Source organism: Mesorhizobium sp. M4A.F.Ca.ET.022.05.2.1 (genome assembly GCF_003998845.1).
Lineage (GTDB): Bacteria > Pseudomonadota > Alphaproteobacteria > Rhizobiales > Rhizobiaceae > Mesorhizobium.
The window spans coordinates 1-23,106 of record NZ_RZOJ01000002.1 but is presented as its reverse complement, the minus strand read 5'-3'; the positions used below and the strand labels follow the sequence as shown (position 1 = coordinate 23,106).

Here is a 23,106-nt window from a genome sequence, read left to right as displayed (position 1 = left end):
TGATGAACCGTATGAAAGACGTTCGACAGTTCGATTCTATGGCCGCACTGCGCGCACTCGTCATCATCGCTCTCCCTGCCATCGGAAATGCAGGCTGCATCGGCGCTTACGTTTTGATGGCAGCCTGGGCGCTGGGTGGCCCAATGAGAGCGGTAGAGGCGCTTTGCCTCTCCGCGGTCGTAAGTTTGGCAAATCCAGCCCTCTTTCCCGCACCGGATTCCGTAGCGCTGCTGCGTTGGCTTGTGCTTTTTGCAGCATTTGGAACCGCGTTGTTTTCAAAGCGGCCGCAACCTTGGCTTTGGCCCCCTGTTCTGAAGGCTGGTGTCGCCTTTGTCGCGATAATCGCAATGGAAACCCTAATCTCGAGCTACGCCAAGGATGTGTCACTATCTAAGTTGATAATATTCCTCATCGGCCTCACGGCAGCGGTATTGAACGTGCAGCTCGCCAAAGAAGAGGACCAAGAGCGGCTAATCCGATGGATGCTTACCTTTGGCTCAGTCTTCGTGCTTGCTAGTTTTCCTTTGCTATTCACCGCTGTGGGATTCTTTGCAAACAATCATGGCTTCCAGGGGCTATTAAACCAGCCACAAGCGTACGGCGTTTTTCTGGGGCCATTCACGGCATGGATGATCGTTCGGGTGTACACGAGCCGGTCTCGCGGTCTGTTTTGGTGTGTCGTCACTACCCTATGCCTCGTTTCTCTGGTTGCCACGGAAGCACGCACCGGCATGTTAGCGGTTCTGATAGCACTGCCCTTCGCGGCTATAGTTGGGCGCATATCGAGTGAAGGTCACGCATTCAGATCGATCATAGCTGCCTTCTTTTTGATCGGTGGCGGCGCTTTCGTAATGGGCTATGCCTACGATGCTGTCATGCCGGCGATCCAGAGCCTCGCCTTCAAGCTCAACAATGCCGATACCTTTTCAGGCGCACTTATGGAATCGCGTGGACTCGTGATCGACAAATCGATGCCGAATTTCTACGCCCATCCCATTTTTGGCATCGGATTTGGCCTTCCGTCTTCGCCATGGGACTTGGACGTAACGCGGTTCATGGGCATCCCTATTGCAAATCCCGTCGAGAAGGGCGTGATCGTGCTGTCTGTATTGGAAGAACTCGGCGTTGTGGGCTTTCTCGGGTTCGCCCTCCTTGTGGTCGTCGTCGTTTATCGACCTCTTATTTGGAGGTCAGAGCAGGCTGTTGCGATCACCTTCGCTGCGCTGGCTACCAATGCAGGAGAAGCGACCTTGTTCTCTCCGGGCGGCGTTGGAATGATAGTCTGGATATGGATTGCATGCGGAAGCTGTGCTCCGCTTCGAGTGGAAGTGCAGCCGCACCTCAGTTGCAGAAGCGCTGCACTGAATGGTTCAGGTTCTCGATGAGGTATCAGAGAGGCGTCGGGGATTGTCTTCTGATCTGGCTCGCGAAGGTGCGTTCTGATTTCTCCTTTCGGATTTTGAAAGGTAGTTTGTATATTTTCGATCGGTTGTAGGCGCGAGTCATGGGAAAAGTGCAATTGATCAAGTCGCGGCACACGTTGATCTCGGTCTAAAGAGGCACTGTGTACATCGCAAACGAAACGAACTAGCCGACTTATCCTAACGTAGGAGGATTTCGTGAAGAGTTAGAGCAAAGACTAGCGGTCACTCGCGAAACCAGGATATAATTTGGATTGAACAACAGTAGTCTGATATGCAACTATTTTGTAATAATTTGGCGCGTTCCGCACATGTGCAACGGACTACAACATAGATATTTTCTTGTGCCTCAAACAGACCTCAGCAGGACAGTAACGCCGTCTTCTATATCGTTGTTTCACCGTCTATTTATATATTTAAATGCCAAGTTGGCTCATTCGATGTAGCTAATATACTGTGCTCAAACAGACACGTATTAACTCAGAAGCTTATCTCGCACGTGCGAAATAGGTTGGAATCGGGCTAAAAAACTGTTAGTCGCTTATCGCAAGCATTGACTTGGGCGCGTCTGAACGGCGCAAACAAAGGATCGAAGCAGATGAACATTATTTTGAAAAGTGCGTTGGCCGGTTTGGTCACATTGGTCGGGTTTGGCTCAGCCCCAGTTTTCGCCCAGGATACGTCGTGCAGTTGTGCGACGGCTTATCATGGACCAGCCAATCCAATTGGATCGATCCGAAGTGTAAGTGGCAACGTCATGGTTTCGCAGACGGCTGGCTATGGGCCAGCCAAGGCGGGAAGCGCGTTGGATTTCGGCAGTCGGTTGGTGGTTGGCGCCAAGGGCTCCGCGTCCGTTCAGGTTGGCGATTGCAGGCTCAGCGTGCCGGCGAATTCGAGCCTCGACATTTCGCGCGTCGAAAACAGCATCTGTCTCAAGGTCGTGAATCCCGAGCACGCTGCTTCCTCGGTAAGCCCCGAGCAGACGGGTGCCATTGACCCGTCCCGCAAGCCTGCATTTGGGTTGCCTGCGCAGTTTTTCGCAGGCGCGCTTCTGACTGCCGGAGTTCTTGCGGCAACGCAGGATAATAATAACGGCGTCAGCCACTAGGCATGTTCGTATCGGGTTCCAGGTGGTAGGCGATTAGATTGGGCGAAGATGGGCCTGCGCTATCGGCTTGTTGCTGCCTGGGCTTTTGTGCCGATGGCAGCGCTCATCCTCAGCCTTCACGAAGATGACGATTCTGTCGGCACGTAGCTGGATGAGGCGGCCGGCCCGCCACGGTTGTCAATCGCAATGAAGCGGGTGACACGTTTGTCTTCCTCTTCGGCGAAGTCGCTGTTTTGCCCTCACGTGGCCAGAAACGCTTATGATCGACCTGCATTCCCATATCTTGCCTGGTCTCGACGACGGTTCGCCTAATATTGCTGAATCGCTGGAAATGGCGAGGTTGGCGGTAGCCGACGGGACGACCCATATGGCGTGCACGCCCCACATCGTACCCGGTATGTATGAAAATGGGACGGTGAATATCGTCGAAGCGGTCCGTTCGTTGGAGCAAGCGTTGCGGCGCGCCGAGATCCCGCTTGCCCTCTATGTTGGTGCCGACATCCATATAGCCCCCGATCTTCCAGATCAACTGACGAACGGCAAGGTGCCGACCTTAAACAGCTCACGCTATTTTCTGTTCGAGCCGCCTCACCATGTGTTGCCGCCGCGGTTGGAGGAACTTGCCTTGCGCCTCATAAAGGCCGGGTTCGTGCCGATCCTCACCCATCCGGAGCGTTTGACCTGGGTCAAAGCGAACTACGACGTTGTCGAAAGGCTGAATAGGCTCGGCTGCCTCATACAGCTTACTGCAGACTCGATTGTTGGCGCCTTCGGGCGTGCCGCGCTCTACTACTCGGAAAAGCTGATAGACGAAGGCCGGGTGGATATCATCGCATCCGACACTCATGGTGCTAGTCGCCGGCGGCCTGGCCTTTCCCAAGCGTATGACGCTGTCGCGAAGCGGTGTGGGGAAGACGAGGCCTACAATATGGTACTGAGGCGGCCGAGCGACATTTTGGCGAACCGGTCACTAGAGCCCGTTGGAAAAACGTTTGCAAACAAGCCAAGCCCCGACAAGGTCGGCCGCTTCGGCGGGCTCGGCCGTTTGCTAAAGGCCGTATCCTCATGAAGCGCGATTTGATGAACTGCGCCGCGATCACGATGGTCGTGATGCTCGGTTCCCTCGGCGTCTCGGCCTGCACGAGCACCTCGCCGACGGCGCCGGCGTCGATCGATGCGCTGCAGCTCACATCATCATCATCGTCGGTTCCCTTATCGGGCGGTGGCGCTCTGCAGATCGTGAAGGATCTTCCCGCTCCTCAAAATAGCCAGAACGGCAGTGAGCAGCCGTTGTCACCGAATGACGTGCTCGAGGTCGACGTGTTCCAAGTCGACAATCTCAATAGGACGGTTCAGGTCGACGCCAGCGGGCAAATTTCGCTTCCCCTCATTGGAACCGTCACGGCAGCAGGAAAAACCGTCCGTCAGTTGGAGAAGGAAATCGAAGCCGCCTACAGCGCGAACTATCTCCAATCTCCGGACGTCACAATCTTCATCAAGGAATCGATTGGACAACGCATAACCGTTGATGGCGAAGTCAACAAGGCTGGGATCTATCCCGTATCGAGCAACGCTTCATTGATCGACGCGGTCGCACTTGCAGGTGGGTTCAATACTATTGGCGATGCGGGAAAAGTCTTTGTTTACCGCAATATCGGTCAAACCACGCTGGTCGCGAACTACAACGTCGAGAGCATACGCGCTGGCAGAAGCCGCAATCCGCGCATCTACGGTGGCGATAAGGTGGTCGTGTTTCCATCAAAATCGAAAATCGCTTTGAACAATCTGAAGGACGCCCTCGGAGTTGCGTCAACTGCAGTGAGAATTGGCGTGCTTGCGCCGTAGTGCGGGCCGCATGTCAACGCCGACGCCTATGAACCAGGATCGCCCGGACCATGCTCGATCGTAGCAGGCAACATCAAATGACAGCTCCCGGACATGGCCAAGCCTTGTCTTCGGATCTCTACTATGATGGTAGCCAAAATCATGGCCCGTACGGTCGCGATTTTGCCGAACAGGATCAAGGATTTAATCCGCTCAAGCTGCTCTTCTACGTTGTCCAGTATCGATGGCTAATCGCCATGATGATGGCGGCCGGGCTTGTTGCCGGCGCCGTCGTGACCATGATGCAGACGCCCAAATACCAGGCAACCGCCCAGTTGGAGGTCTTGGTCCCATCGGCCAAGGTCTTCCAGGACATCGAGGTGGTCTCCGAAAACAGCGATATCCGAGCCTTTCAGACTGCCCGAGAAAAGTTGAAGAGCCGGGCATTGGCGCAACGCGTTGTCTTCCAACTGGGCCTAAGCGAAAAGCCGGACTTCCTGTTTCCGACGCCGGACTTCTCGATTAGTAATATTTTCTATCGGGCCTTCAGAATCACAAAAGATCCCTTAATTGAAGAGAAAACTCTGGAACAACGTGAAGCCATTGCGATCAAACGCGTTTTAGACAACCTCACGGTTAATCTAGTAACAAACACAAGTCTGCTGTCGATCACCTTTTTGGACCAGAAGCCGAAATACGCTAGCGATGTGGCCAACCAGGTTGCACAGAGTTATATCGATCAGCGGGTGGACCAGACCAGCGAAACGTCTGACTTGGCGCGGCAATTCATCCAAGAGCAGGTGTCGCAGGTCAAGCAGAAGCTGCAGAAATCCGAGGAAGAGCTCGTCGCTTATGCAAGGGATGCTGGCATTACGGTCACCGGTGATGCCAAGTCGCTTATCGGGTCGAACATTGAGGCCCTCAACGCGGCGCTCCAAGCGGCAACCCAGGAACGGTTCGAAGCTGGATCTGTTGTCGATCAGATCGACAAGGGACGCGGTGGTAGCCTTGGCGCGGTGTTAGAAAGCAAGGGCCTGCAGGTACTTAGTGATAAGCTGGCTGATCTCAACAGCCAGTATCAGCAGAAGCTCGGCATTTTAAAGCCCGGATTTCCGGAAATGCAGCAATTGCAGTCCCAGATCAAGGAACTGCAGCGTGTATATAACAATGGTGTACTAGCGATCACTGATTCACTGCGGCTAAAATACCAGCAGGCTCAGGACAAGGAGGCCGATCTTAAAGAGAAGCTTGCCGATATGGAGCGGCAGCAGGTCGCCTTCAACGACAAGAACATTAAATATACGATCCTGAAGCGTGAAGTCGACTCAAACCGGTCCCAGTATGATAGTCTAATTGCCAAGTTAAATGAAGTTGGCGTGAGTTCCGAGCTCAAGACCCAAAGCGCCGCGATCGTGGATGTCGCGACGCAGCCAACGGCGCCCTATTCCCCCCGCCTAAGCATTAATCTCGCAATTGCACTGGCTCTCTTCATGGCCATCAGTGGCACGATTATTTATGTTATCGAGCTGCTGAACAACACGTTTGCCAATCCCGAGCAGGTCGAAAAGGAGCTCGGACTGGCGATCCTCGGGATCTTGCCCCATGTCGACGATCGCGAGCTTATCGCCAGCATTGCGGACCAGAAGTCAGGTCTATCCGAAGCCTATCGGTCGCTTCGAACGTCTTTGCAGTTCTCCGGTGCGGAAGGTGCGCCGCGCTCGCTTCTGATCACCAGTTCAGAGCCAGCCGAAGGCAAGTCGACGACGGCGTTCAAGCTTGGCCAGGATTTCGCAGCGCTTGGGGCAAGAGTGCTGCTTGTCGATGCGGATCTTCGAAAGCCCAATCTTCACCGACTGTTCGGTCTCGATAACACGATCGGATTGAGCAACCTCCTGACAAACACCGTCCGCAAAGAAGACCTTGGTAGCATCTTCCGGTCGACTAAGTATGCCAATGTGACGGTTCTGACATCGGGTACCATTCCGCCCAATCCAGCGGATCTTCTATCGTCATCCAGAATGGCGATGATCGTGACCAATCTCAGCAAACGCTACGACCTGGTGATAGTCGACGCTCCACCGATCGTTGGCCTATCTGACGCCCCCATCCTCAGCCGGCTGGCTGAGGGTACGTTGATGGTCATTTCGACGAAGCAGGTCACGCGCAAGTCGGCGAAGACAGCCTTGAAGCGTCTGCGTGCTGCCGGCGCCAACGTGGTTGGAGCCGCGATGTCGAAGTTTGCGGTGAACAAATTCGACTACAACTATGCCTATAAGTACATGAATTACCAATATTATAACTATGGCACCGCTACCCAGAAAATCGAGGGTAAAGTAGATGACGGCGCAGACCAGTCCGCTCGCGCGAAATCTTGGACGTTCAGGCGTTTGGTTCGTCGCATTCGTTCTGGTGTTAGCGGCTTCGTCGACCGGGCTAAGTCGACTGCTTGAAACGGACATGCCAGGCATTTCAATGGCGCTTGATCCATTGAATGTCGATGCGCTGATAGACGACGTTGCAGGCGACCTGAATGATACGGCTAACCCGCCCGATCTTGACGCGCTGTATTCCAGGGCGAGCGGGGCACTTCGCTATAATGTTGGTGATGCACGCCTCTATAGTTTAATGGGGGAGATCGAATACCGCCAAGGCAAGCAGGATGACGCCTACGTGCTTTTCGATCAGGCACGAAAGCTGTCGAAAACGGAAATCCACGCGCTCAAGAGATCTATTGGCCATTCAGTCGAGATCGGCGATCTGTCCAAGGCCATCAGCGAGATTGATACATTACTGCGGCGCTGGCCGGATCAGTTTCCGGCCGTCGCGGAGGGCCTTCCGGCAATCCTTTCGAACCCGGACGGATACCACGCCATGCTGGCAGCAATTGCGGCGCAAGCGCCGTGGCGGGCGAACTTGTTCTCGGTCCTGGGAAAGACGCGCCAAGGGCTCGATTTTGCAAATCAATTGCTCCTTGACCTGGTCCGGTCCGATGCCCCACCGAAATCCGGGGAACTGTCCTCCGTGATCACGGGGTATATCGTTCAGAAGGAATATGAACAAGCTTATCGGCTGTTTCTTTTCACTCTGTCCGATGAGGAGCGAAAGCTGGGTGGCTATGTTTTCAACAGCACCTTCGAACCCGGCTATGATGGGAAGCCCTTCGACTGGCAGGTTCGCGATCAGTCAGGCCTAGAAGTGACATTCGCGACATCCCGGGATGCTGTTGAAGGCGAGGGAGGGGCAACGGTTCGGTTTTTGAACACGCCGGTCAAGAACACTGCTCTCCAGCAATATGTCGAGCTGCCGCCCGGTTCCTACAGGATTTCGTTGGTCGCATCCGGACGCAACCTGAAGCTGCCCAAAGAACTCTTCTGGACCATCAGGTGTGTGGATCGGACGGGCGAAATAGCGCGGTTTCACATTCCTGAGGGCACCTTCAATCGGCAGAGTCTCAGCCAGGAATTTTCCGTTGGACCGAACGAATGTCCCATGCAGCTGTTGCGGTTGGAAACTGCCGCAATAGCTGAGAGTTGGCGGTTTCGCTATATGGGTACATTGGTCATGCACAAATTGAACATTGAGAGAAATTCGCCTTGAGTGCGCGGCCGTCGGAATGGGACAAATATCTCCTCGGCTCGGTCTTGTTCACCGCCCTGCTGATAGGCGGCGGTACGGCGAGCGGCCTGTACACCGACACGCTGATTGAGATAGCAGCAATTGTCTCGGCGGCGGTTGCCTTGTCTCGAACGTCAACCCAAACAATCCCCGGATCGGTGCTCTGCCTGCTTATCATGGCGGTGGCGCTGGTTGTGCTTCAACTCGTTCCGCTGCCTGCTAGCCTTTTTGCCGATCTGCGGCCGGAACTGCTGCTCGGCGCTCCCTGGCTGGTTGATCAAACTCGGTTCATCAGCGTCGGGGTAGGGCGAACGATCGAGTGTCTGTTGTACGTGGCAGCATCGGCAGCCTTTTTCCTGGGTGTCATGCGTTTGCGCCCCGATCAGGTCTACGGCCTGCTTCCCTTCTTTTTCATGGGTGTAATCTGCAACGGATTGGCCGGAGTGATTCAATACTCGTTGTCAGATAACATCGCAATCGATGGATTGTTGCCATTCACGATCAATGCGGGACTTTTCGCCAATCGAAACCATTTTTCAGCTTTGCTTTTCGTCTCTATACCCTTCGTTGTCTATTACGGCCTGTTCCGCGGTCATCTCCTGTCCGGCGCGATCGGCTTGATCGCGCTTCTGCTGCTCCTTTTGGCGGCAGGGTCCCGCGCCGGCGTTCTTATCGGCCTGGCCACTACCGTTGTGTCCATCATATTTCTCTCGGCTCGCTCGAGAATAAGTGGTGTTAGCGTATTTGTCCTTTTCGTTGGGCTTTCCGTCTACGGGATGGGAGCATGGGCCACGATCGAGGCAAAGGATCTCGATCCTACCTTCGGACGCGCAGAGTTTGCCCGCACGACGATGGCAGGAATAAAAGAGAACTGGGTCACCGGAGTCGGATTTGGGAATTTTCAGAAGGCCTACCAGTTATACGAAAAAGAGGGGATGATATTCAGGGCGTATGTAAACCATGCGCATAACGAGTATCTTGAAATTGCTTTCGAAGGCGGCGTGATTGCTGCCGCTCTCATGGCGTTTTACTTATTCCTTCTTCTGGTCGCGTTTACCAGAATTCGCCGAGACGCCCTTCAGAAGACAGCGCTTCTTTCTGTAGTGTTTTTGCTCGTGCATTCTCTTGCCGACTACCCGTTGCGAACCGCGGCGCTCGCGATGGCCTTCGCCTATATGAACGCCATCATCTTTCATCGCGGGTTTGCGGAGGGCAGGAACCAAAGGCCGGAGCTGGTGGAAGTCGACCATAATGGCGACAAGCTGTTTGTTCCCGTTGGTGCGTCTCCGTAGGGCGTGAGCCTGCGGCTGAAACTGCCGGTGCCTCCTTTCAGTGATGCCTTGACCGCCGCACCAGCGCATAAAGAACGTGGTCGGTGCTTACAAACTTACAAAGCACTGACGCTGAAGTCTCGGGTCTCGGCAAAGCGCTATGGTGTCAAGCCGACGCAGGCGGGCAGCAAAGGACAACGCGGTCCGCTCGAATGTGAAAAGACCGGCGCGGGGGCCGGTCTTGCCTGATGGGACAGTCGACGAGGTATTGACCTTTCGTCCCGGATTGCTTGAAGCAATCAGGCGGCCTTGCGGATTTCCCAGGCCTTTTCAAAGGCATCTTTAATCGGCTTCGACACATCCTCGCTAGCTCTCAACATCAATGCCTGGATTGCCTTTGCGTGCTCGGCCGAATTTTCGATCTGTTTGCGCAGGAATGCGGCTTGCAGTTCGAGGAACTCAGACGGGGACTTCACGGCAACCAGCGCTTCGAGGTGCGTGAAGCCGGCTTCGGCATTGGCCTGCAGTGCGGCAAGGGTCCTCACGAGGAGCTCGTTGCCGGTGGTCCTGGCCATTTCAAACGTCGATTTGACAGCCGTTTGAGCCGTTTCAGCGTCCGAGCTCAATTTGGAAAATATTTCTTTCGACTGCTCGATGCTCTGGTCCGCGACAGCACGGACTCGCTCGGCAACCTTGGACGGGTCGACGGGAGGGAATTCGACGTTTTCGATCATTTCGGACTTACCGGTGATCTTGGACATTTTTTCATCCTTGTTCGGGGAACGGCCGCAAAGCAAAGCCGCGCCCTTCATGTTACGAAATCGTCGCAACGGATTTGTGAAGCTGACGTGGAATTGGGCGCGCCGACTACGCCCTTGTGCTGCCCGAATGTTAGCGCGACGAAGATTGCCAGGCCTAAATTGCGAGGGGCGACACCCTGATGGGCTGGAACGGCGTTGATGTCGTGATAAAGACAGGCATGAAAGCAGTGATATCGTTGGGTTGAGATGATTACCGGCCGGCGAAGGCGTCGCAGCTGGAACCCAGAGGGCATGGATCGTTGTGGGAGGGGCAGAGCCGAACGCCAACATCTCGCCAGTCGAGGCATCAGGGGCCATCAGCCGCAGTATCGCAGGTGATGTTCCCTTCTACGAGTCCCGGCCTGCGATGTCCCCTGCAGCGGCCGTCTGTTCGGGCGCATCTCGTTGCGCTGCAAGATCCTGCCTCAGCGTCAAATCCAACTTCCCCCAGATCGATGTCTTCTGGTTGTCGGTCTTGAGATTTCGGGACGTCTTCTTCTCGACAACGAACGGCTTTGTCTGCTGACGCATAGATCCTCCAGGCGACGAATCGCAAAATGAACGATATCGCCTGCGTTGCTGAGTGCAACTGGGGTCGAACGAGATGGTGCACTCGCTGCAAACTCTCATTTGCTGCAACCTTCCCCCTGGGGACAGCAGACAAAGAAGCCTCCGCGGCCCCGAAAGGCTCGCGACGGCGGCCCTATTCCAGGACCGGCCCGCCATTTCTGGGAGGTGATCCGTGCAGATATCTGGTGTGGATCATCCAATCCACCTGGTGAGCGCTCCATTGCCATTCGGCCTCTTTCGGCCGGCCGAGGGCCGGATCGTGATGAGGTCCCTCTGGAGATTGGTCTCTTGTTAAGAGCGTAACGGTCTGCGCCGTCTTACTGCGTTGCTGGTCACTCTACCGTGCAGCGGCCTTGAAAAATGTGACACCTGGACCACAATAATCAGGCGCTCGCCTTTTGCAGTTGGCTGAAGGTATTGTCAGGACGCGGCAGACCGAAATGGTCCCTCAGCGTTGCCCCCTCATAGTCGTGCCGGAAAAGTCCGCGCCGGCGCAAGATCGGCACCACCTCCTCGGCGAACACGTCGAACCCGCCCTGCAGATAGGGCGGCATGACGTTGAAGCCGTCCGCCGCACCATTGTCGAACCATTCCTGGATGTTGTCGGCGATCTGTTCGGGCGTCCCGGCCTGGACCCAATGCCCGCGCGCTCCGGCCAGGCGGTGCAGCAACTGGCGGATGGTTGGATTCTCGCGCTCGATGATGTCGAGTACGACGTGAAACCGACTGCTCGCACCGCGCTCGCCCTCGACACTGATGAGCTCGCGCGGAAATGGCCCGTCCAGATTGTAGCCGGAAAGGTCGGCATCTACGATGCGGCGTAGCTGGTGAAGGGAATATTCGGGCTGCGTCAACTCATTGAACTCGTCTTGCAGAGCCCTAGCTTCCGCCTCGGTCGAACCAATGAACGGGCTGATGCCGGGCAAGACCTTGACGTGGTCAGGGTTGCGGCCAACCGACTTCACCCGCGCTTTGATGTCAGCATAAAATTCCTGCGCATTGCCGAGAGTCTGATGGGCTGTAAATATCGCCTCGGCATAGCGGCTTGCGAATGACCGTCCGTCTTCCGACGAACCCGCCTGGACGTAGACCGGACGCCCCTGCGGAGAGCGCGGAAGCGTCAGCGGACCCTTCACCCGATGATATTTGCCGATGTGGTTGATCGGGTGGATCTTGTCGGTGTCGGCAAAGATGCCGGACTCCCGGTCCGAGACGAGCGCGTCGTCCTCCCAGCTGTCCCAGAGCTTGGTTACTACATCAACGAACTCGCCGGCGCGCTCATAACGGTCGGCGTGGGTTGGATGCCGGTCAAAGCCGAAATTCAACGCTGCAGACGCGTCGCCCGTCGTGACGATATTCCAACCGGCGCGTCCACCGCTCAGATGATCGACAGAAGCAAACAGCCTGGCCAGGTTGTAGGGTTCGTTGTAGGTGGTCGAGGCGGTCGCGATGAACCCTATTCTTTCCGTCACGGCGGCGAGCGCCGAAATCCAGGTCAGCGGCTCCAGCCTGAAGCGGCTCGCGTAGCGGATGTTGTCGGCGAGCGCGGGCCCGTCGGCAAAGAACAGCGCGTCGAACTTGCTCGCCTCGGCCTTTTTTGCCAGTTCCTGATAATAGGCGATGTCCAGCACTCTATCTGGGGCGGAATCCTTGTAGCGCCAGCCGGCTTCATGATGGCCGCCAGGATAGATGAAAAGGTTGAGATTCAACTGTCGTGAGTTGGCGGGCATATGTTGGTCTCCTGGGTGGTGAGGCTGAGCGAGAAGTCTTGGGCGCCCTCAGACCGGCAGTACAGGCTTTGTCTCGACGCCGAGATGACGCAGAAGTTCGGAGCGGATCTCACCGAACCGGCGGTGGCCATGATCGCGAGGCTTGGGGATATCGATGGCGACGTCGGCGGCGATGCCGCCCTTGTCGAGCACCAAGACCCGGTCCGCCAGCGTCACGGCTTCGTCCACGTCATGAGTGACCAGCAGCACGGCCGGCTGGTGACGGGCGCAGAGCTGGCGCAGCAGATCGTGCATGCGCAGGCGGGTCAGCGCGTCGAGTGCGCCGAACGGCTCGTCCGCAAGCAGCAGTTCAGGATCACGAACCAGCGAGCGCGCCAAGGCCACCCGTTGCTGCTCGCCGCCAGACAGTTCGATCGGCCATGCGGTCTCGCGGCCGCTCAGGCCAACCTCGTAGAGAGCTGCGCGTCCGCGTTCGGCGGCGTCCGGCAGGTCGAGGCCAAGAACCACGTTCTCCAGCACGCGTTTCCACGGCAACAGTCGGGCATCCTGAAACACCACCGATTTCTTATCGGGTGTCTCGAGCCGGCCGGACCCGGAAACCTTGTCATCAAGATCGGCGAGCGCGCGCAACAATGTACTCTTGCCTGACCCGCTACGGCCGAGAAGGGCAACGAACTCTCCCTTTTCGATGTCGAGGCTGAGGCCGTCCAGAATGGTCCGCGGCCCGAAACTCCTCACGAGGCTCTCGACCCGCACCAGCGGCGCGCCGCTCAATCCGCCAAGGTGCGACGCCATGACAGCGACCTTTCCTGGAAGAGCCGGACGATGCCGTCGCAGCCGAGACCGAGCAACGCGTAGACGACGAGGCCGACGATGACGATGTCGGTCTGGCCGTAGTTGCGCGCGAGATCGATCATATAGCCGATGCCGCTGGTGGCATTGACCTGCTCGACCACCACCAGAGATAGCCAGGCATAGGTCACCGCCAAGCGCAGGCCGAGGAAGAAGCCGGGAAGGGCGCCCGGCAGGATGACCTCACGGATGAATTCGCCGTAGCCCATTCGTAAGGTCTGGGCCAGTTCGACATAACGGCTGTCGATGCTGCGCAAGCTGCTGTGGGTCTGGATATAGATCGGTATCAGGACAGCCAGCGCGATGGCCGTCACCTTCATGCCTTCGCCGATGCCGAACCACAGCATCAGCAGCGGGATCAGCGCGAGCGTCGGTATCGCCCGCTTGATCTGAACCGGGCCGTCGATGATGGCCTCGCCAAGACGCGACAAACCTGAAATGAGGGCGAGGGTGGTCCCGATCAGGACGCCGAACACCAGTCCTTGTGCCGCCCGCCAGGCAGACGTCATCAAATGAACCTGAAGCTTCCCTTCGGCGATGAGATCGATGGCCGTGCCAACAACCGACCAGGGCGCCGGCAGCGTTCTTGGGTCGATCAGGCCGGCGATACTGCCGATGGACCAGATCACGAGAAGAAGTGCGGGCCCGAGCAGCGCGCCGAACGGGATCGCTCGCCCAAGCGCAAGACGACGCCTCGTCGCGGTCTTGCGGGCCTGTACAGCGGGCGTAATCACCCCCCTTTCATCCGATGCGTAGGGAACGGGAAGTGCAACCGCGGCGGTATTTGAGATTGCGTTCATCTGGGTCGTCTCCAGTCTCGGGAAGCGGGCGTCAGGACGCGTTCAACGCATTTGCGGCGATCGTCTCGAAGCGCCTGTCGAAAAGGTCCTCGGCCTTGATCCTAGGCCTGTTCAGTTCCCTGGTCAGGAGATCGATCGTCGCCTGCTGGCGCACGATCACATCGTTCCAGTCCGAGGGAATGTCGAACTGACCGTTGGCGTCGACGAGATACTGGCCATCTTCTGCGTTGAGGCCTTGGGTGGCGACATAGTAGCCCGCGATCCACTCCTTGGGATGTTCCTGCACCCATCGGGTCGCAAGAGCCCAGTAGCGCACATATTCGCCGAGAGCGGCAGCTTTGGCCGGGTCGTCAAGCACGGCCTGTGGAGCATAGAGATGGGCCGGATCGTCGCGCAGGCCGTGTGGGATGGTGGTGGCGCCGTCGGCGCCATACTGGTGCAGATAGTGCTTGACGAGGACACCCCAGATCGGTGCGACGTCGACTTGCTTGCTGGCAAGTGCCACCGGATAGGCATCACCCTTGCTGGGCAATTCGATGAGAGTGACATCCTCTCTTTTAAGGCCTGCAGCCTGCAGCACCCTCAGCACCAGCGCGCCTTGTGCCTGACCAGGGCTGAAGGCGATCCGTTTGCCGCGCAAATCCGCGAGCGTCTTGACCTCAACGCCCGGCGCAATGCCGAGTTGATAAATCGGGTGCGCAACCGGTTCCTTGCGGAACTTCGCGGCAATGATCTTGACCTTGAGGCCCGTCCAGGTCGCGTGGATAGGCGGGATGTCGGCGACGGATCCGACGTCCAGCGCGTTTGCGCGAAAAGCTTCGATTGTCTGTGGGCCGCCGCTGATATTGGCCCATTCGACCTTGAACGGTAGTTGATTGATCAGTCCGGAAAGTTCCAGAGCCCTCTGCGTCTCGGGATCGCCGATGCGAAGCACAGTGCCTTCCGGAATTTTGGACGGCAGCTTACCCGCCTCCGGACTGCCCGCCTTGGCCCCGAAAGGGGCGGAAGAAGCAACCAAGGTCACCGCAAAAGCGGCCACGAGGGCGCCAAACCTCCTTCTCGAAAATCTCTCCACAGCTAACATCCTCGTCTTGCTCCTTGGAAATGGCTCACGAGGTCTAGTATGTCTATCAATTATGTAGACGATAAGTATCGGATGCTGTTCTTAGCTGCCAGAGAGAAACGCTGTTCGTCTCCAATGCTCATTTGGGGCACACGTCCCTCAAAAAGGCGGAGGGACCGCCGCAAGACCACCGCTGTCATGGCGAAGATAGGAGAAAGGCGGTTCCGCCTGGCCCGCCGGGGAACGAGGGACGAGGTTGCCCATCGCTACAACAGCACGATTTCGCGGCTACATCCGTGAAGGGACGTTCTCTTCATACTTTGGCCGTTCGCCAACCGGGCCCACATGCTTCCCATTCGGAGCAGAAGCCCACGGTTTTATACGCATGGCCAGGTAATATTCCTTGACCGGCACGCGACAAATATGCTCGCCCCGGTCGTTGACGTTTCCCTTATGTCATAACCTGCCTTGCGCCCTGTGGGCTCGCTCGATGACGTCCATAGGAGTTCGAGCGGCAGCCGCGGTCGGTCGTCGGCCGCGACATAAGGCGGCAGACGAGATCCCAATCAGCGCTCGATTGCAAAACGGGCTTTGAGAAGCGTGCGCCACCATGCTGTTCGCCCTTTACGCCATGGCTGAACCGCTTTCCCATCACCATCACTCCGTAGGGGAGGATGCGTTTGCCGTGGCAAAAAGTCCAGAAGGCGCGAGCAAGCAGCGAGGTTGAATCTTCACCCTGGTGTTTTGACGTCTGACCTGCGGCCGAGACCAGCTGACTTTGCAAGACGAGAACGCTGAGCGGCATAATTGGGCGCCACCATCGGATAGTCAGGGGCAAGTCCCCATTTTGCTCTATAATCCTCGGGTGTCAGGCCGAAATGGGCTTTGAGATGCCGTTTAAGGGACTTGTATTTTTTTCCGTCCTCTAGGCAGATGATATAGTCGGGAAACACGGACCGCTTGGGGTTGACTGCCGGAACGAGCCCGGGGCCTTCTGAATCAGGCGGCAGCACGACAATCCCCCTCAACGCAGAATTGACACTAGCGATCAAGTCCGGAAGCCCGGCAACAGGGGTCGCATTCATCCGGACGTAAGCCGCGACAATATCTGCCGTAAGGGCCAGTAAATCCACGCCTGGCTCCTCAGCAATCTCCTCATCCACGTTAATGTGTTCAGTATTCTCCTCAATCACGCCCGTCTGTTCTGTATTGTTGTCTTCTGCGCTTGTGCGCTCGGTATTGTCGTCAATCATAATCATGCTCCTTGCTTTCTGTAAGCCTTCCTATTCGAGACGTTCTGGTGGTCCAAACGCGCGGTGCAAATTGAGGCATCATCTCAAAAGGCGCAAACTGCACATTCCCACTAGGTCTCATTGCAGCCATCGAAGGGATTGCATCTCGTTTTTTTTACTTCGAGTACCGGTCGATTGAGGATCGAGCCTAACCTCTCAACGAAGATTACGTGCTTGTCCAAGTAAGGGGAGGGCCTAGATCGGTGGGCCATTGTCTTCGCCAGTGCGCCCGCCCCCGGAATCCGCCCGGGTAGCATGCCAAATTGCCCGAATTCGATCGCTGGCTTCTAGGTAAGCCATCTCGACCAAATAGGTCAGGAGGCTCTCACCATCTGCCTGCGCCGTCTGACGAATTTGTCTCAACATTGCCTGGGCATGGTGCAAGTTCTGCAACTTTCTGGACTGTTTCACTGGAATCCCGGCTTCCAAACGGCGTTCTCCCCAAAGACAACTGAAACTCGCTCCAACCCGAAACCCGTACCCTCTCAGAGCTTCGCGCTACGCCCTTGCTCAGGGTCGGATGTCTCGATCCACATACAGTCACCGATGATGGCATTTTGTCGCATGGCCACCTCATTTCTCCCAATCCAAGCGTATCCGGCGGCCTGGTCGGCCCTGTCTCGGAAGAGGGGTGAACCTCGTTTCACGGACAAATTCATGATGGAAACCTCACGCTACTATTGCGTTTTGACCGGCAAGGGCTTGCGGCTACGTTCGCGGGATTGATCTTGCCATGGGACGGCGGCCGCGGCGCCGAGCGATCCCGGCTTCGGTTTCCTGGGAGGCCTCGGTAAGCGTTCGAAGCGGCGGCTCGTTTCCATGAGCCTTCCAACCGCTCCCGAGGGGTCGAGGCTCGCCTTGTGGCGAACGGTCGACACCATCGCGAATGCAAGCATGACGAGCGAGACGTGGCGATGCCATCCGTGCCAAGAACGGGTTTCGTTATGGTCGAGACCCAGCTCGTTCTTCGCCGTGCGTAGGCCTTCCTCGACAATCCTGCAGCATTGGTGCACTGCGACAAAGGTTTCGATCTCGGTTCCCACTGGAGACCATGTTGAAAAGTAGCTGAGAGCCTGGTTCGCATCGCGTCGGATCAAGAGCCCAGCGGTCCAGAGGCCTGAGCGGGTTTTATCGAACTGCGCGACGTCCGTGTCCGTGAACGGGCAGTAAGCCCATGATTTAGAGGCCTGGAGCGCCTCTCCTGGGGGGAAGCTCCACCAAACGGAGAGATCGAGGTTCCGTGCGATATCTTCGGCCGTTCCTCCTTCCGGAAAAAGGCGATTTCGGAAAGCGAAATGATGGTCTGCGCTAACGGCGAGCACGTATCCCTTGGACCAGCGTCGTAGGGCCATCTCGATGTCGACGCCACTGTAGACCAAGTCGACGGCTACCCAACTGAAGGGTACGTCGGCTGAGACAATACGCGCGATCATATCAAGTGCTAGGCGGGACTTTGTCGCGAAAGTCCTTGCCCGCAGGCACGTGGGCCCGCGCCAGGCGGGCAGGGTCTTCCGTCCAGGCCCTCGGCAGATACAGCACACGATCGACGAAAGCATTCCCGTGCTTGGATGCATAGGCGGCGAACACGCCGATCTGGCAGTTGGCCATCTTGCCTGTCGAGACATTGACCTGCCGCGCTACCCCACAGGACGTCTTGCCTTGCTTGACGAAACCCGTCTCATCGATCACCAGGACCGCTTCGGCGTCAGCCAACGTTTCGAGGGCATATTCGCGCACAATGTCGCGCAGGGCGTCTGCGTCCCACCTGCCCCTTCCGAGAATGGCCTGTTGACGCCACGGTCCAGGGTCACCCGCAGCCTCGGCGCGCATCCACCCGGTTTTGCGATGCGCATCCCGGAGCAGACCTTCAAGGAAAAGTCCGGCCGAAATCGCCACACGTTCCTGAGGGAAAAGTCTCCTGATCCGGGACTTCACCTCGCGCAGCGCCGAGGCCCATATTTCCAGTGTCATTTCAATCGATTCAACCATTGTCAATAACCCCCCTCTGGGCCGCCCAGCGCAGAATCGACAAAAACAACTAATTCACCCGTGAAGCGCAATTGTAATACTGGCCGGCTCTCCTTTGTTTTTTACCGATAACAGTAATGCCTGAGCGACAATTTGAGCGGCGCACAACTCTCACATTCTCTTGTTCAGGACAAGCTTGACTTAACAACCCGTGATTGCCATAACCCCGGCGTAGACGAAAATGCAAGCATCGCAGCGAAGGATAAACGGGAAAATCGCAAACAGGCTCGCGCGATAAGTTAGATATGTTTAATAAGCGTTGGCTCACAGCGGATCTGTAACCAGAGAGTCAAGTACCGAATAAACAAAGCAAAAGGTGGCAACCTTATTTTGTGGCAATTACATCATTCCGGACTTCATGTGCTTGCGTGAAGTCCGGAATGGTCAAGTTTGTCAGTGAGTAATTCGCGCCACCGCAAGAGAGTCCCTCGGGCGCTGAAGTGACCACATGACGTGAACTTATCTGCATCCCTGTGCAGTCGATCTCTTTTCGAATGCACCAAGCGGTTGCAGAAGAGTACTTCCGAGACAAAGAGAAGAGGGCTGAGATGACCGGGGGTTCGATGGTGCGCGGCTTGCTAAGACTTATGATCAACGCAAGGGAGACCTATTCGAAAGGCTCACGCTTGAGACGGCGTTTGTTGATCAACGGGTGAGCATGGCCGATCCCGATGAACTACAGAAAATCCAAGATCGGGCTGCGACGATGACCTGTTCGGAGGGCAGCCTGTCGGTATCAGCGGGCGTCAGCAGCATTCGCAGAACGCCACTCTGCGTGTGACAAGGTCGTCTAGCGGGCCTATCCGTAGCCGGGCTGGTCGGTCAGTGGCGCTTCGCTCTTGGGACCTCTGCGCCCGTCAATACGGCTTCAGGCCTGCGGTTTGGCTATCACTAATATGGTATTAGTAGGTGCGAGAGCCCATGCCATGACGCGGTTGCCAGGGGGTATTGCGTTCGTGTGGGTTATCTTGGCTGGCAATGCCAACGCCCATGATTGGTACGCAGGCAAGACGGACCCTGTTCTTCATTTTAGGTGCTGCGGCAATCGAGATTGCCATCCAATCGAGTCCAGCGACGTGAGACCTACTAAGGATGGCTACTACGTCAAGCAACCTGAACCATCCTCTCGGAATGATCCGCCGACGGGAGAGTGGTTTATCCCGAGGGACCGCGTCCAGGCCGCGCCGGATGAGCGGTATCATATCTGTGAGTCTTTGTTTCCGACATTTCGCGTCGGCAGATACAAGATGAGATGGACGTGCTTCTTCGCGCCGCTTGGCACAGGCTCAATCACGAGCGCCGAACGTCGGCCATGAGGTAGGTTCATCGACCTAAGGATCCGAAGCAAATGGGAAGGTATGCAAGTCCTGCGATTTCGTAGGGCAACGACCGCCGTCGAGCGCATCAACCACCAGCACGCCTATTCAGACGACGGCGCCTGCACCAATCAGGCCGAAAGCTTTTTCTCGCGCCTTCGCCGCCCGAGATCGGAACCCACCACCAAATCAGCGGTCGCTATCGTCGCGCCTATGCGTCGGAGATGGATCCTGCGCGATGCGACGGGGTGGCCGAGGCCGGCGCATTTCGCCGTCGTTCTTGAGAAGATACCGGAGGCTTTGGCTCGGCTGATTACAGAGCAAGTGGCGATCCCAACAATCGGTATCGGTGCATCGCCGGCCTGCGACGGTCAGATCCTTGTTGTCGATGACATGCTGGGCTTGTTTGGCGCTTTTCGGCCAAGATTCGTCAAGCGCTACGCAGAGCTGGGAAGCGACGCCGAGGCAGCGATTGCGGCATACGCAAAGGAGGTGCGCGACCGCAGCTTTCCGACCGCGGATCACGTCTTCGGCCATGAACCGGGCCCAGTCAGTGGAGGAGAGGCCCTATGAGCACCCCGATCGTCCGCATCGTCTCCGAACTTCGCAGCATCGTTGCCGCCTGGCGCCGCGAGGGCCTAAGGATTGCCGTTGTGCCAACGATGGGCGCCCTGCATGAGGGGCATCTCAGCCTCGTGCGAGCCGCGTTGGCCAAGGCTGATCGGGTGATCGTGACGCTGTTCGTCAACCCGACGCAATTCAACAATGCGGCCGATCTGGCCGCCTATCCGCGCACCGAACATGATGACGCGGCGAAGCTCGCATCTGTCGGCACCCATATCCTTTACGCTCCCAACGCCGCCGACATGTATCCGCCAGGCTTCGCGACCAGCGTTTCGGTCGGTGGTATGAGCGACGGGCTTTGCGGCACGTTTCGGCCCGGCCACTTCGATGGCGTGGCAACGGTGGTCACGAAGCTGCTTCCGTAGACTGGGGCCGACCTGGCGTTTTTCGGGGAGAAGGATTTTCAGCAGCTCCACGTCGTGCGCCAGCTTGTCCGTGACCTCGATATTCCAATTGAGATCATCGCTGGGTCCGATGGTGCGCGAAGCCGATGGCCTGGCAATGTCGTCGCGCAACGCGCGGCTCACTTTGGCTGAGCGCAACAGGGCGCCTCGGCTGGCTGAAGTCCTGGTCCAAACCGCCGGGCAGCTGAGTTCAGGAGAATCTGTACCTCGCACGCTGAGTGTCGGGCGCGAGGCGATCCTCGCCGCCGGTTTCTCACAGGTCGATTACCTCGAATTGCGCGCGGATAGTGATCTTGCCCCAATGCTCACGTTAGATCGACCAGCGCGGCTGCTTGTCGCTGCGTGGCTTGGCGAAACGCGGCTAATCGACAATCTCGAGGTGGCGCTGCCGCGTCCTGAAGCGTTGCGTCAAGCCGCTGCCTGAATCCAGAGGACCTGGCGATATACTGCTTGCCTGCGCACATTGCCCCGTCACCTCTATTATGAGCGCAATGAGACCTCAAACGTCGAGCTTGGAACTTATTTTTTTAGGCGCTGCTTTGCATCGGGTGGGATCAGCCGGGTTAGAAACCGACCACAAGCGCCCCACCGACAAGACCTGCTCCCGCGGCGGCCAGCAGCAGCTTCTCACCCGGTCGCAAGGGGTTGGCGCCGTGGGCAACCGACAGCGACAGGGGGATCGTCGCGGCCGACGAGTTGCCATAGTCGGCGATGGTCTTGACGATGCGTCCGTCCTCAATGCCAAGCGACTTGCCGACGGCGTTGAAGATGCGGGCATTTGCTTGATGCGGCACGAATCGGGCGATCTCCGGCGCTGAAAGGCCGGCCGCTGCCAGCGCCTCGACGGAGCAGCGGCTCATCATCTCCACGGCCTTGACGAAGATCTCGCGGCCGTCAGCGATGGTCATGCGGGTTTCGGCGATGTCGATGTCTTCCGCGAAGGGACGCTTGCTGCCGCCCGCCGCGATATGGATCAGGCCATAAGCGGACCCATCCGAGGCAACCGAGGCACCGAGTATGCCGTGGCTGGGATCATTTGACGGGGCCAGCACCACCGCGCCGGCGGCATCGGCGAACAGCACGGCGCTCGCCCGCTCGGCCGGGTTGATCCGGCGGCTCAAAATGTTGGCGGCGATGACGATGGCCGGCTTGCTGTGCAGGCGCACGAAGCCGTCGGCGAAGGCCATGGCGTAGATGAACCCGGCGCAGGCGCCCGCCAGGTCAACCCCACCGGCCTTTTCGAGGCCGAGCCTGTGCGCCACCAGCGGCGCGCTCGGTGGTAGCAGATGGTCCGGCGTCGAGGTGGCGAGCAGCAGCAGGCCGATCTCCTTGCGGTCGATGCCGGCGGCCTGAAGCGCCATGTCACCGGCCTTGGCCGCCAGTCCGGAAAGCGTGTCGTCGGGCTCTGCCCAGAAACGCGTGCGGATGCCGGTGCGCCCTTCGATCCAGCCTGCTTCCAGCCCGAGGCTTGTCTCGATCTCGGCATTGGCGACTTTTCGGGCCGGGACGTGATGGCCAAGGCCTATGATGCGCGCTGTGCGGTTCATCTTTTGTCGGTCGCAAGTCCGGCCGCCTCGTCGACGGCATCGTAGAGCCGGTCGAGTTCGCCCGATGTGACGCAATAGGGCGGCAGCAGGTAGATGACATTGCCGAGCGGTCGCACCAGCAAGCCTCGATCGAGGAAGAAGGCGCGCAGCCTGGGGCCGACCTCGGCGAGATAGCCCGCATTGCCGACGCTGAGGTCGAGCGCGGCGATGGTGCCGGCCGTGCGCACATTCTCGAAGCGCGAATCTCCGTTGAACCGCGCAATTTTCTCAGCCTGCATCCGTGAGAGCGCAGCCACGCGGTCCGCCACCGGCTCGTCGTTCCAGATACCAACATTCGCCAGTGCTGCCGCGCAGGCGATCGGGTTTGCAGTGTAGGAGCTCGAATGGAAGAAGGTCCTGGCCCGGTCGCTGGAGTAATGCGCGCGGAAGATCGCATCGGTGGCAAGCGTCGCCGCAAGCGGCAGCGAGCCGCCCGTCAGACCCTTGGAGGTGCACAGAATATCGGGCGCGACCGCCGCCTGTTCGCAGGCGAACATGGTGCCGGTGCGGCCCCAGCCGGTCATGACCTCGTCGGCGATGAAAAGCGTCCCCGAGCGCTCGGCAATGCGCTTGAGTTCGGCGAGAACTGAGGCCGGGTACATCAGCATGCCACCGGCGCCAAGCACCAGCGGCTCGACGATCAGCGCGGCAACCTCGTCGTTACGCGCCAGCCGTTCGAAGGCGTCGAGTGTTTCCTGCTCGTGGCCCGCGGCCGGGAAGGGGATGGTATCGACCTGAAACAACAGCGGTTCGTAAGCGGCGTTGAAGACGCCGCGCGCGCCGACGCTCATCGTGCCGATGG

16 protein-coding genes and 4 pseudogenes are annotated in these 23,106 nt (G+C 57.8%); 10 read left to right on the top strand and 10 right to left on the bottom strand.

The genetic code is table 11. The annotated features are described in order from the left end of the window. Window positions 1-2 precede the first annotated feature (2 nt). The 7 genes from EN745_RS00530 (at window position 3) to EN745_RS00500 (ending at window position 9,260) form a co-directional block, all read left to right on the top strand. Window positions 3-1,385, top strand: a complete 1,383-nt coding sequence (locus EN745_RS00530) for an O-antigen ligase family protein (protein WP_189362913.1) — start codon at window positions 3-5, stop codon at window positions 1,383-1,385. 634 nt (window positions 1,386-2,019) lie between these two features. Beyond that, window positions 2,020-2,529, top strand: coding sequence for a hypothetical protein (locus EN745_RS00525; protein ID WP_127420285.1), 510 nt, complete (start codon window positions 2,020-2,022; stop codon window positions 2,527-2,529). 259 nt (window positions 2,530-2,788) lie between these two features. Continuing rightward, window positions 2,789-3,598, top strand: a complete 810-nt coding sequence (locus EN745_RS00520) for a CpsB/CapC family capsule biosynthesis tyrosine phosphatase (RefSeq protein WP_127420284.1) — start codon at window positions 2,789-2,791, stop codon at window positions 3,596-3,598. After that, window positions 3,595-4,374 (top strand): polysaccharide biosynthesis/export family protein, encoded by a 780-nt coding sequence (locus EN745_RS00515; RefSeq protein WP_127420283.1) that lies wholly within the window; start codon window positions 3,595-3,597, stop codon window positions 4,372-4,374. The genes EN745_RS00520 and EN745_RS00515 overlap by 4 nt, the downstream gene beginning before the upstream one ends. 50 nt (window positions 4,375-4,424) lie before the next feature. Then, window positions 4,425-6,803: a polysaccharide biosynthesis tyrosine autokinase gene (locus EN745_RS00510; RefSeq protein ID WP_127420282.1), complete on the top strand. Its 2,379-nt coding sequence runs from the start codon at window positions 4,425-4,427 to the stop codon at window positions 6,801-6,803. Next, a complete protein-coding gene (locus EN745_RS00505) occupies window positions 6,691-7,950 on the top strand; it encodes a hypothetical protein (protein ID WP_127420281.1) in 1,260 nt (419 codons plus the stop codon). The genes EN745_RS00510 and EN745_RS00505 overlap by 113 nt, the downstream gene beginning before the upstream one ends. Further along, window positions 7,947-9,260: an O-antigen ligase family protein gene (locus EN745_RS00500; RefSeq protein ID WP_127420280.1), complete on the top strand. Its 1,314-nt coding sequence runs from the start codon at window positions 7,947-7,949 to the stop codon at window positions 9,258-9,260. The genes EN745_RS00505 and EN745_RS00500 overlap by 4 nt, the downstream gene beginning before the upstream one ends. Window positions 9,261-9,538: 278 nt before the next feature. Here the strand turns inward: EN745_RS00500 and EN745_RS00495 are convergent, their stop codons facing one another. From EN745_RS00495 to EN745_RS00455, 8 genes and pseudogenes are all read right to left on the bottom strand, one after another. Next, window positions 9,539-10,000 (bottom strand): phasin, encoded by a 462-nt coding sequence (locus EN745_RS00495; protein WP_127420279.1) that lies wholly within the window; start codon window positions 9,998-10,000, stop codon window positions 9,539-9,541. A 387-nt stretch (window positions 10,001-10,387) separates the two neighbouring features. Next, window positions 10,388-10,570, bottom strand: a complete 183-nt coding sequence (locus EN745_RS36665; RefSeq protein WP_127420278.1) for a hypothetical protein — start codon at window positions 10,568-10,570, stop codon at window positions 10,388-10,390. A gap of 422 nt (window positions 10,571-10,992) precedes the next feature. Further along, entirely contained in the window at window positions 10,993-12,339 is a 1,347-nt protein-coding gene (locus EN745_RS00485) for an LLM class flavin-dependent oxidoreductase (RefSeq protein ID WP_127420277.1), read from the bottom strand. Window positions 12,340-12,387: 48 nt separating this feature from the next. After that, window positions 12,388-13,134: an ABC transporter ATP-binding protein gene (locus EN745_RS00480; protein WP_127420276.1), complete on the bottom strand. Its 747-nt coding sequence runs from the start codon at window positions 13,132-13,134 to the stop codon at window positions 12,388-12,390. Continuing rightward, entirely contained in the window at window positions 13,110-13,991 is an 882-nt protein-coding gene (locus EN745_RS00475; RefSeq protein ID WP_127420275.1) for an ABC transporter permease, read from the bottom strand. The genes EN745_RS00480 and EN745_RS00475 overlap by 25 nt, the downstream gene beginning before the upstream one ends. 31 nt (window positions 13,992-14,022) lie before the next feature. After that, a complete protein-coding gene (locus EN745_RS00470; RefSeq protein ID WP_127420274.1) occupies window positions 14,023-15,075 on the bottom strand; it encodes an ABC transporter substrate-binding protein in 1,053 nt (350 codons plus the stop codon). A 710-nt stretch (window positions 15,076-15,785) separates the two neighbouring features. Beyond that, window positions 15,786-16,307: a MucR family transcriptional regulator gene (locus EN745_RS00465; RefSeq protein WP_127420273.1), complete on the bottom strand. Its 522-nt coding sequence runs from the start codon at window positions 16,305-16,307 to the stop codon at window positions 15,786-15,788. 716 nt (window positions 16,308-17,023) lie between these two features. Further along, window positions 17,024-18,335 (bottom strand): annotated as a pseudogene (locus tag EN745_RS00455) (IS701 family transposase). Window positions 18,336-19,771: 1,436 nt separating this feature from the next. Between EN745_RS00455 and EN745_RS00450 the strand changes: the two are divergent. From EN745_RS00450 to panC, 3 pseudogenes are all read left to right on the top strand, one after another. Then, window positions 19,772-19,917 (top strand): annotated as a pseudogene (locus tag EN745_RS00450) (transposase); the annotation flags it as partial. A 40-nt stretch (window positions 19,918-19,957) separates the two neighbouring features. Further along, window positions 19,958-20,263, top strand: a pseudogene (locus EN745_RS00445) (3-methyl-2-oxobutanoate hydroxymethyltransferase); the annotation flags it as partial. Then, window positions 20,260-21,142: pseudogene (panC, locus tag EN745_RS00440) on the top strand (pantoate--beta-alanine ligase). The pseudogenes EN745_RS00445 and panC, both read left to right, overlap by 4 nt. Window positions 21,143-21,281: 139 nt before the next feature. On the opposite strand, the gene EN745_RS00435 reads toward panC, so the two are convergent. Beyond that, window positions 21,282-22,265, bottom strand: a complete 984-nt coding sequence (locus EN745_RS00435) for a beta-ketoacyl-ACP synthase III (RefSeq protein WP_127420272.1) — start codon at window positions 22,263-22,265, stop codon at window positions 21,282-21,284. Then, window positions 22,262-23,106 (bottom strand): aminotransferase class III-fold pyridoxal phosphate-dependent enzyme (locus tag EN745_RS00430; RefSeq protein WP_127420271.1); only part of this gene is annotated, 845 nt, incomplete at its 5' end. The genes EN745_RS00430 and EN745_RS00435, both read right to left, overlap by 4 nt.

Excerpts from the sequence above, each read along its gene's own strand:
- EN745_RS00530 (WP_189362913.1), top strand. The coding sequence starts at position 3 with ATGAACCGTATGAAAGACGTTCGACAGTTCGATTCTATGGCCGCACTG.
- EN745_RS00525 (WP_127420285.1), top strand. The coding sequence starts at position 2,020 with ATGAACATTATTTTGAAAAGTGCGTTGGCCGGTTTGGTCACATTGGTC.
- EN745_RS00520 (WP_127420284.1), top strand. The coding sequence starts at position 2,789 with ATGATCGACCTGCATTCCCATATCTTGCCTGGTCTCGACGACGGTTCG.
- EN745_RS00515 (WP_127420283.1), top strand. The coding sequence starts at position 3,595 with ATGAAGCGCGATTTGATGAACTGCGCCGCGATCACGATGGTCGTGATG.
- EN745_RS00510 (WP_127420282.1), top strand. The coding sequence starts at position 4,425 with ATGCTCGATCGTAGCAGGCAACATCAAATGACAGCTCCCGGACATGGC.
- EN745_RS00505 (WP_127420281.1), top strand. The coding sequence starts at position 6,691 with ATGACGGCGCAGACCAGTCCGCTCGCGCGAAATCTTGGACGTTCAGGC.
- EN745_RS00495 (WP_127420279.1), bottom strand. The coding sequence starts at position 10,000 with ATGTCCAAGATCACCGGTAAGTCCGAAATGATCGAAAACGTCGAATTC.
- EN745_RS36665 (WP_127420278.1), bottom strand. The coding sequence starts at position 10,570 with ATGCGTCAGCAGACAAAGCCGTTCGTTGTCGAGAAGAAGACGTCCCGA.
- EN745_RS00485 (WP_127420277.1), bottom strand. The coding sequence starts at position 12,339 with ATGCCCGCCAACTCACGACAGTTGAATCTCAACCTTTTCATCTATCCT.
- EN745_RS00480 (WP_127420276.1), bottom strand. The coding sequence starts at position 13,134 with ATGGCGTCGCACCTTGGCGGATTGAGCGGCGCGCCGCTGGTGCGGGTC.
- EN745_RS00475 (WP_127420275.1), bottom strand. The coding sequence starts at position 13,991 with ATGAACGCAATCTCAAATACCGCCGCGGTTGCACTTCCCGTTCCCTAC.
- EN745_RS00470 (WP_127420274.1), bottom strand. The coding sequence starts at position 15,075 with ATGTTAGCTGTGGAGAGATTTTCGAGAAGGAGGTTTGGCGCCCTCGTG.
- EN745_RS00465 (WP_127420273.1), bottom strand. The coding sequence starts at position 16,307 with ATGATTGACGACAATACCGAGCGCACAAGCGCAGAAGACAACAATACA.
- EN745_RS00435 (WP_127420272.1), bottom strand. The coding sequence starts at position 22,265 with ATGAACCGCACAGCGCGCATCATAGGCCTTGGCCATCACGTCCCGGCC.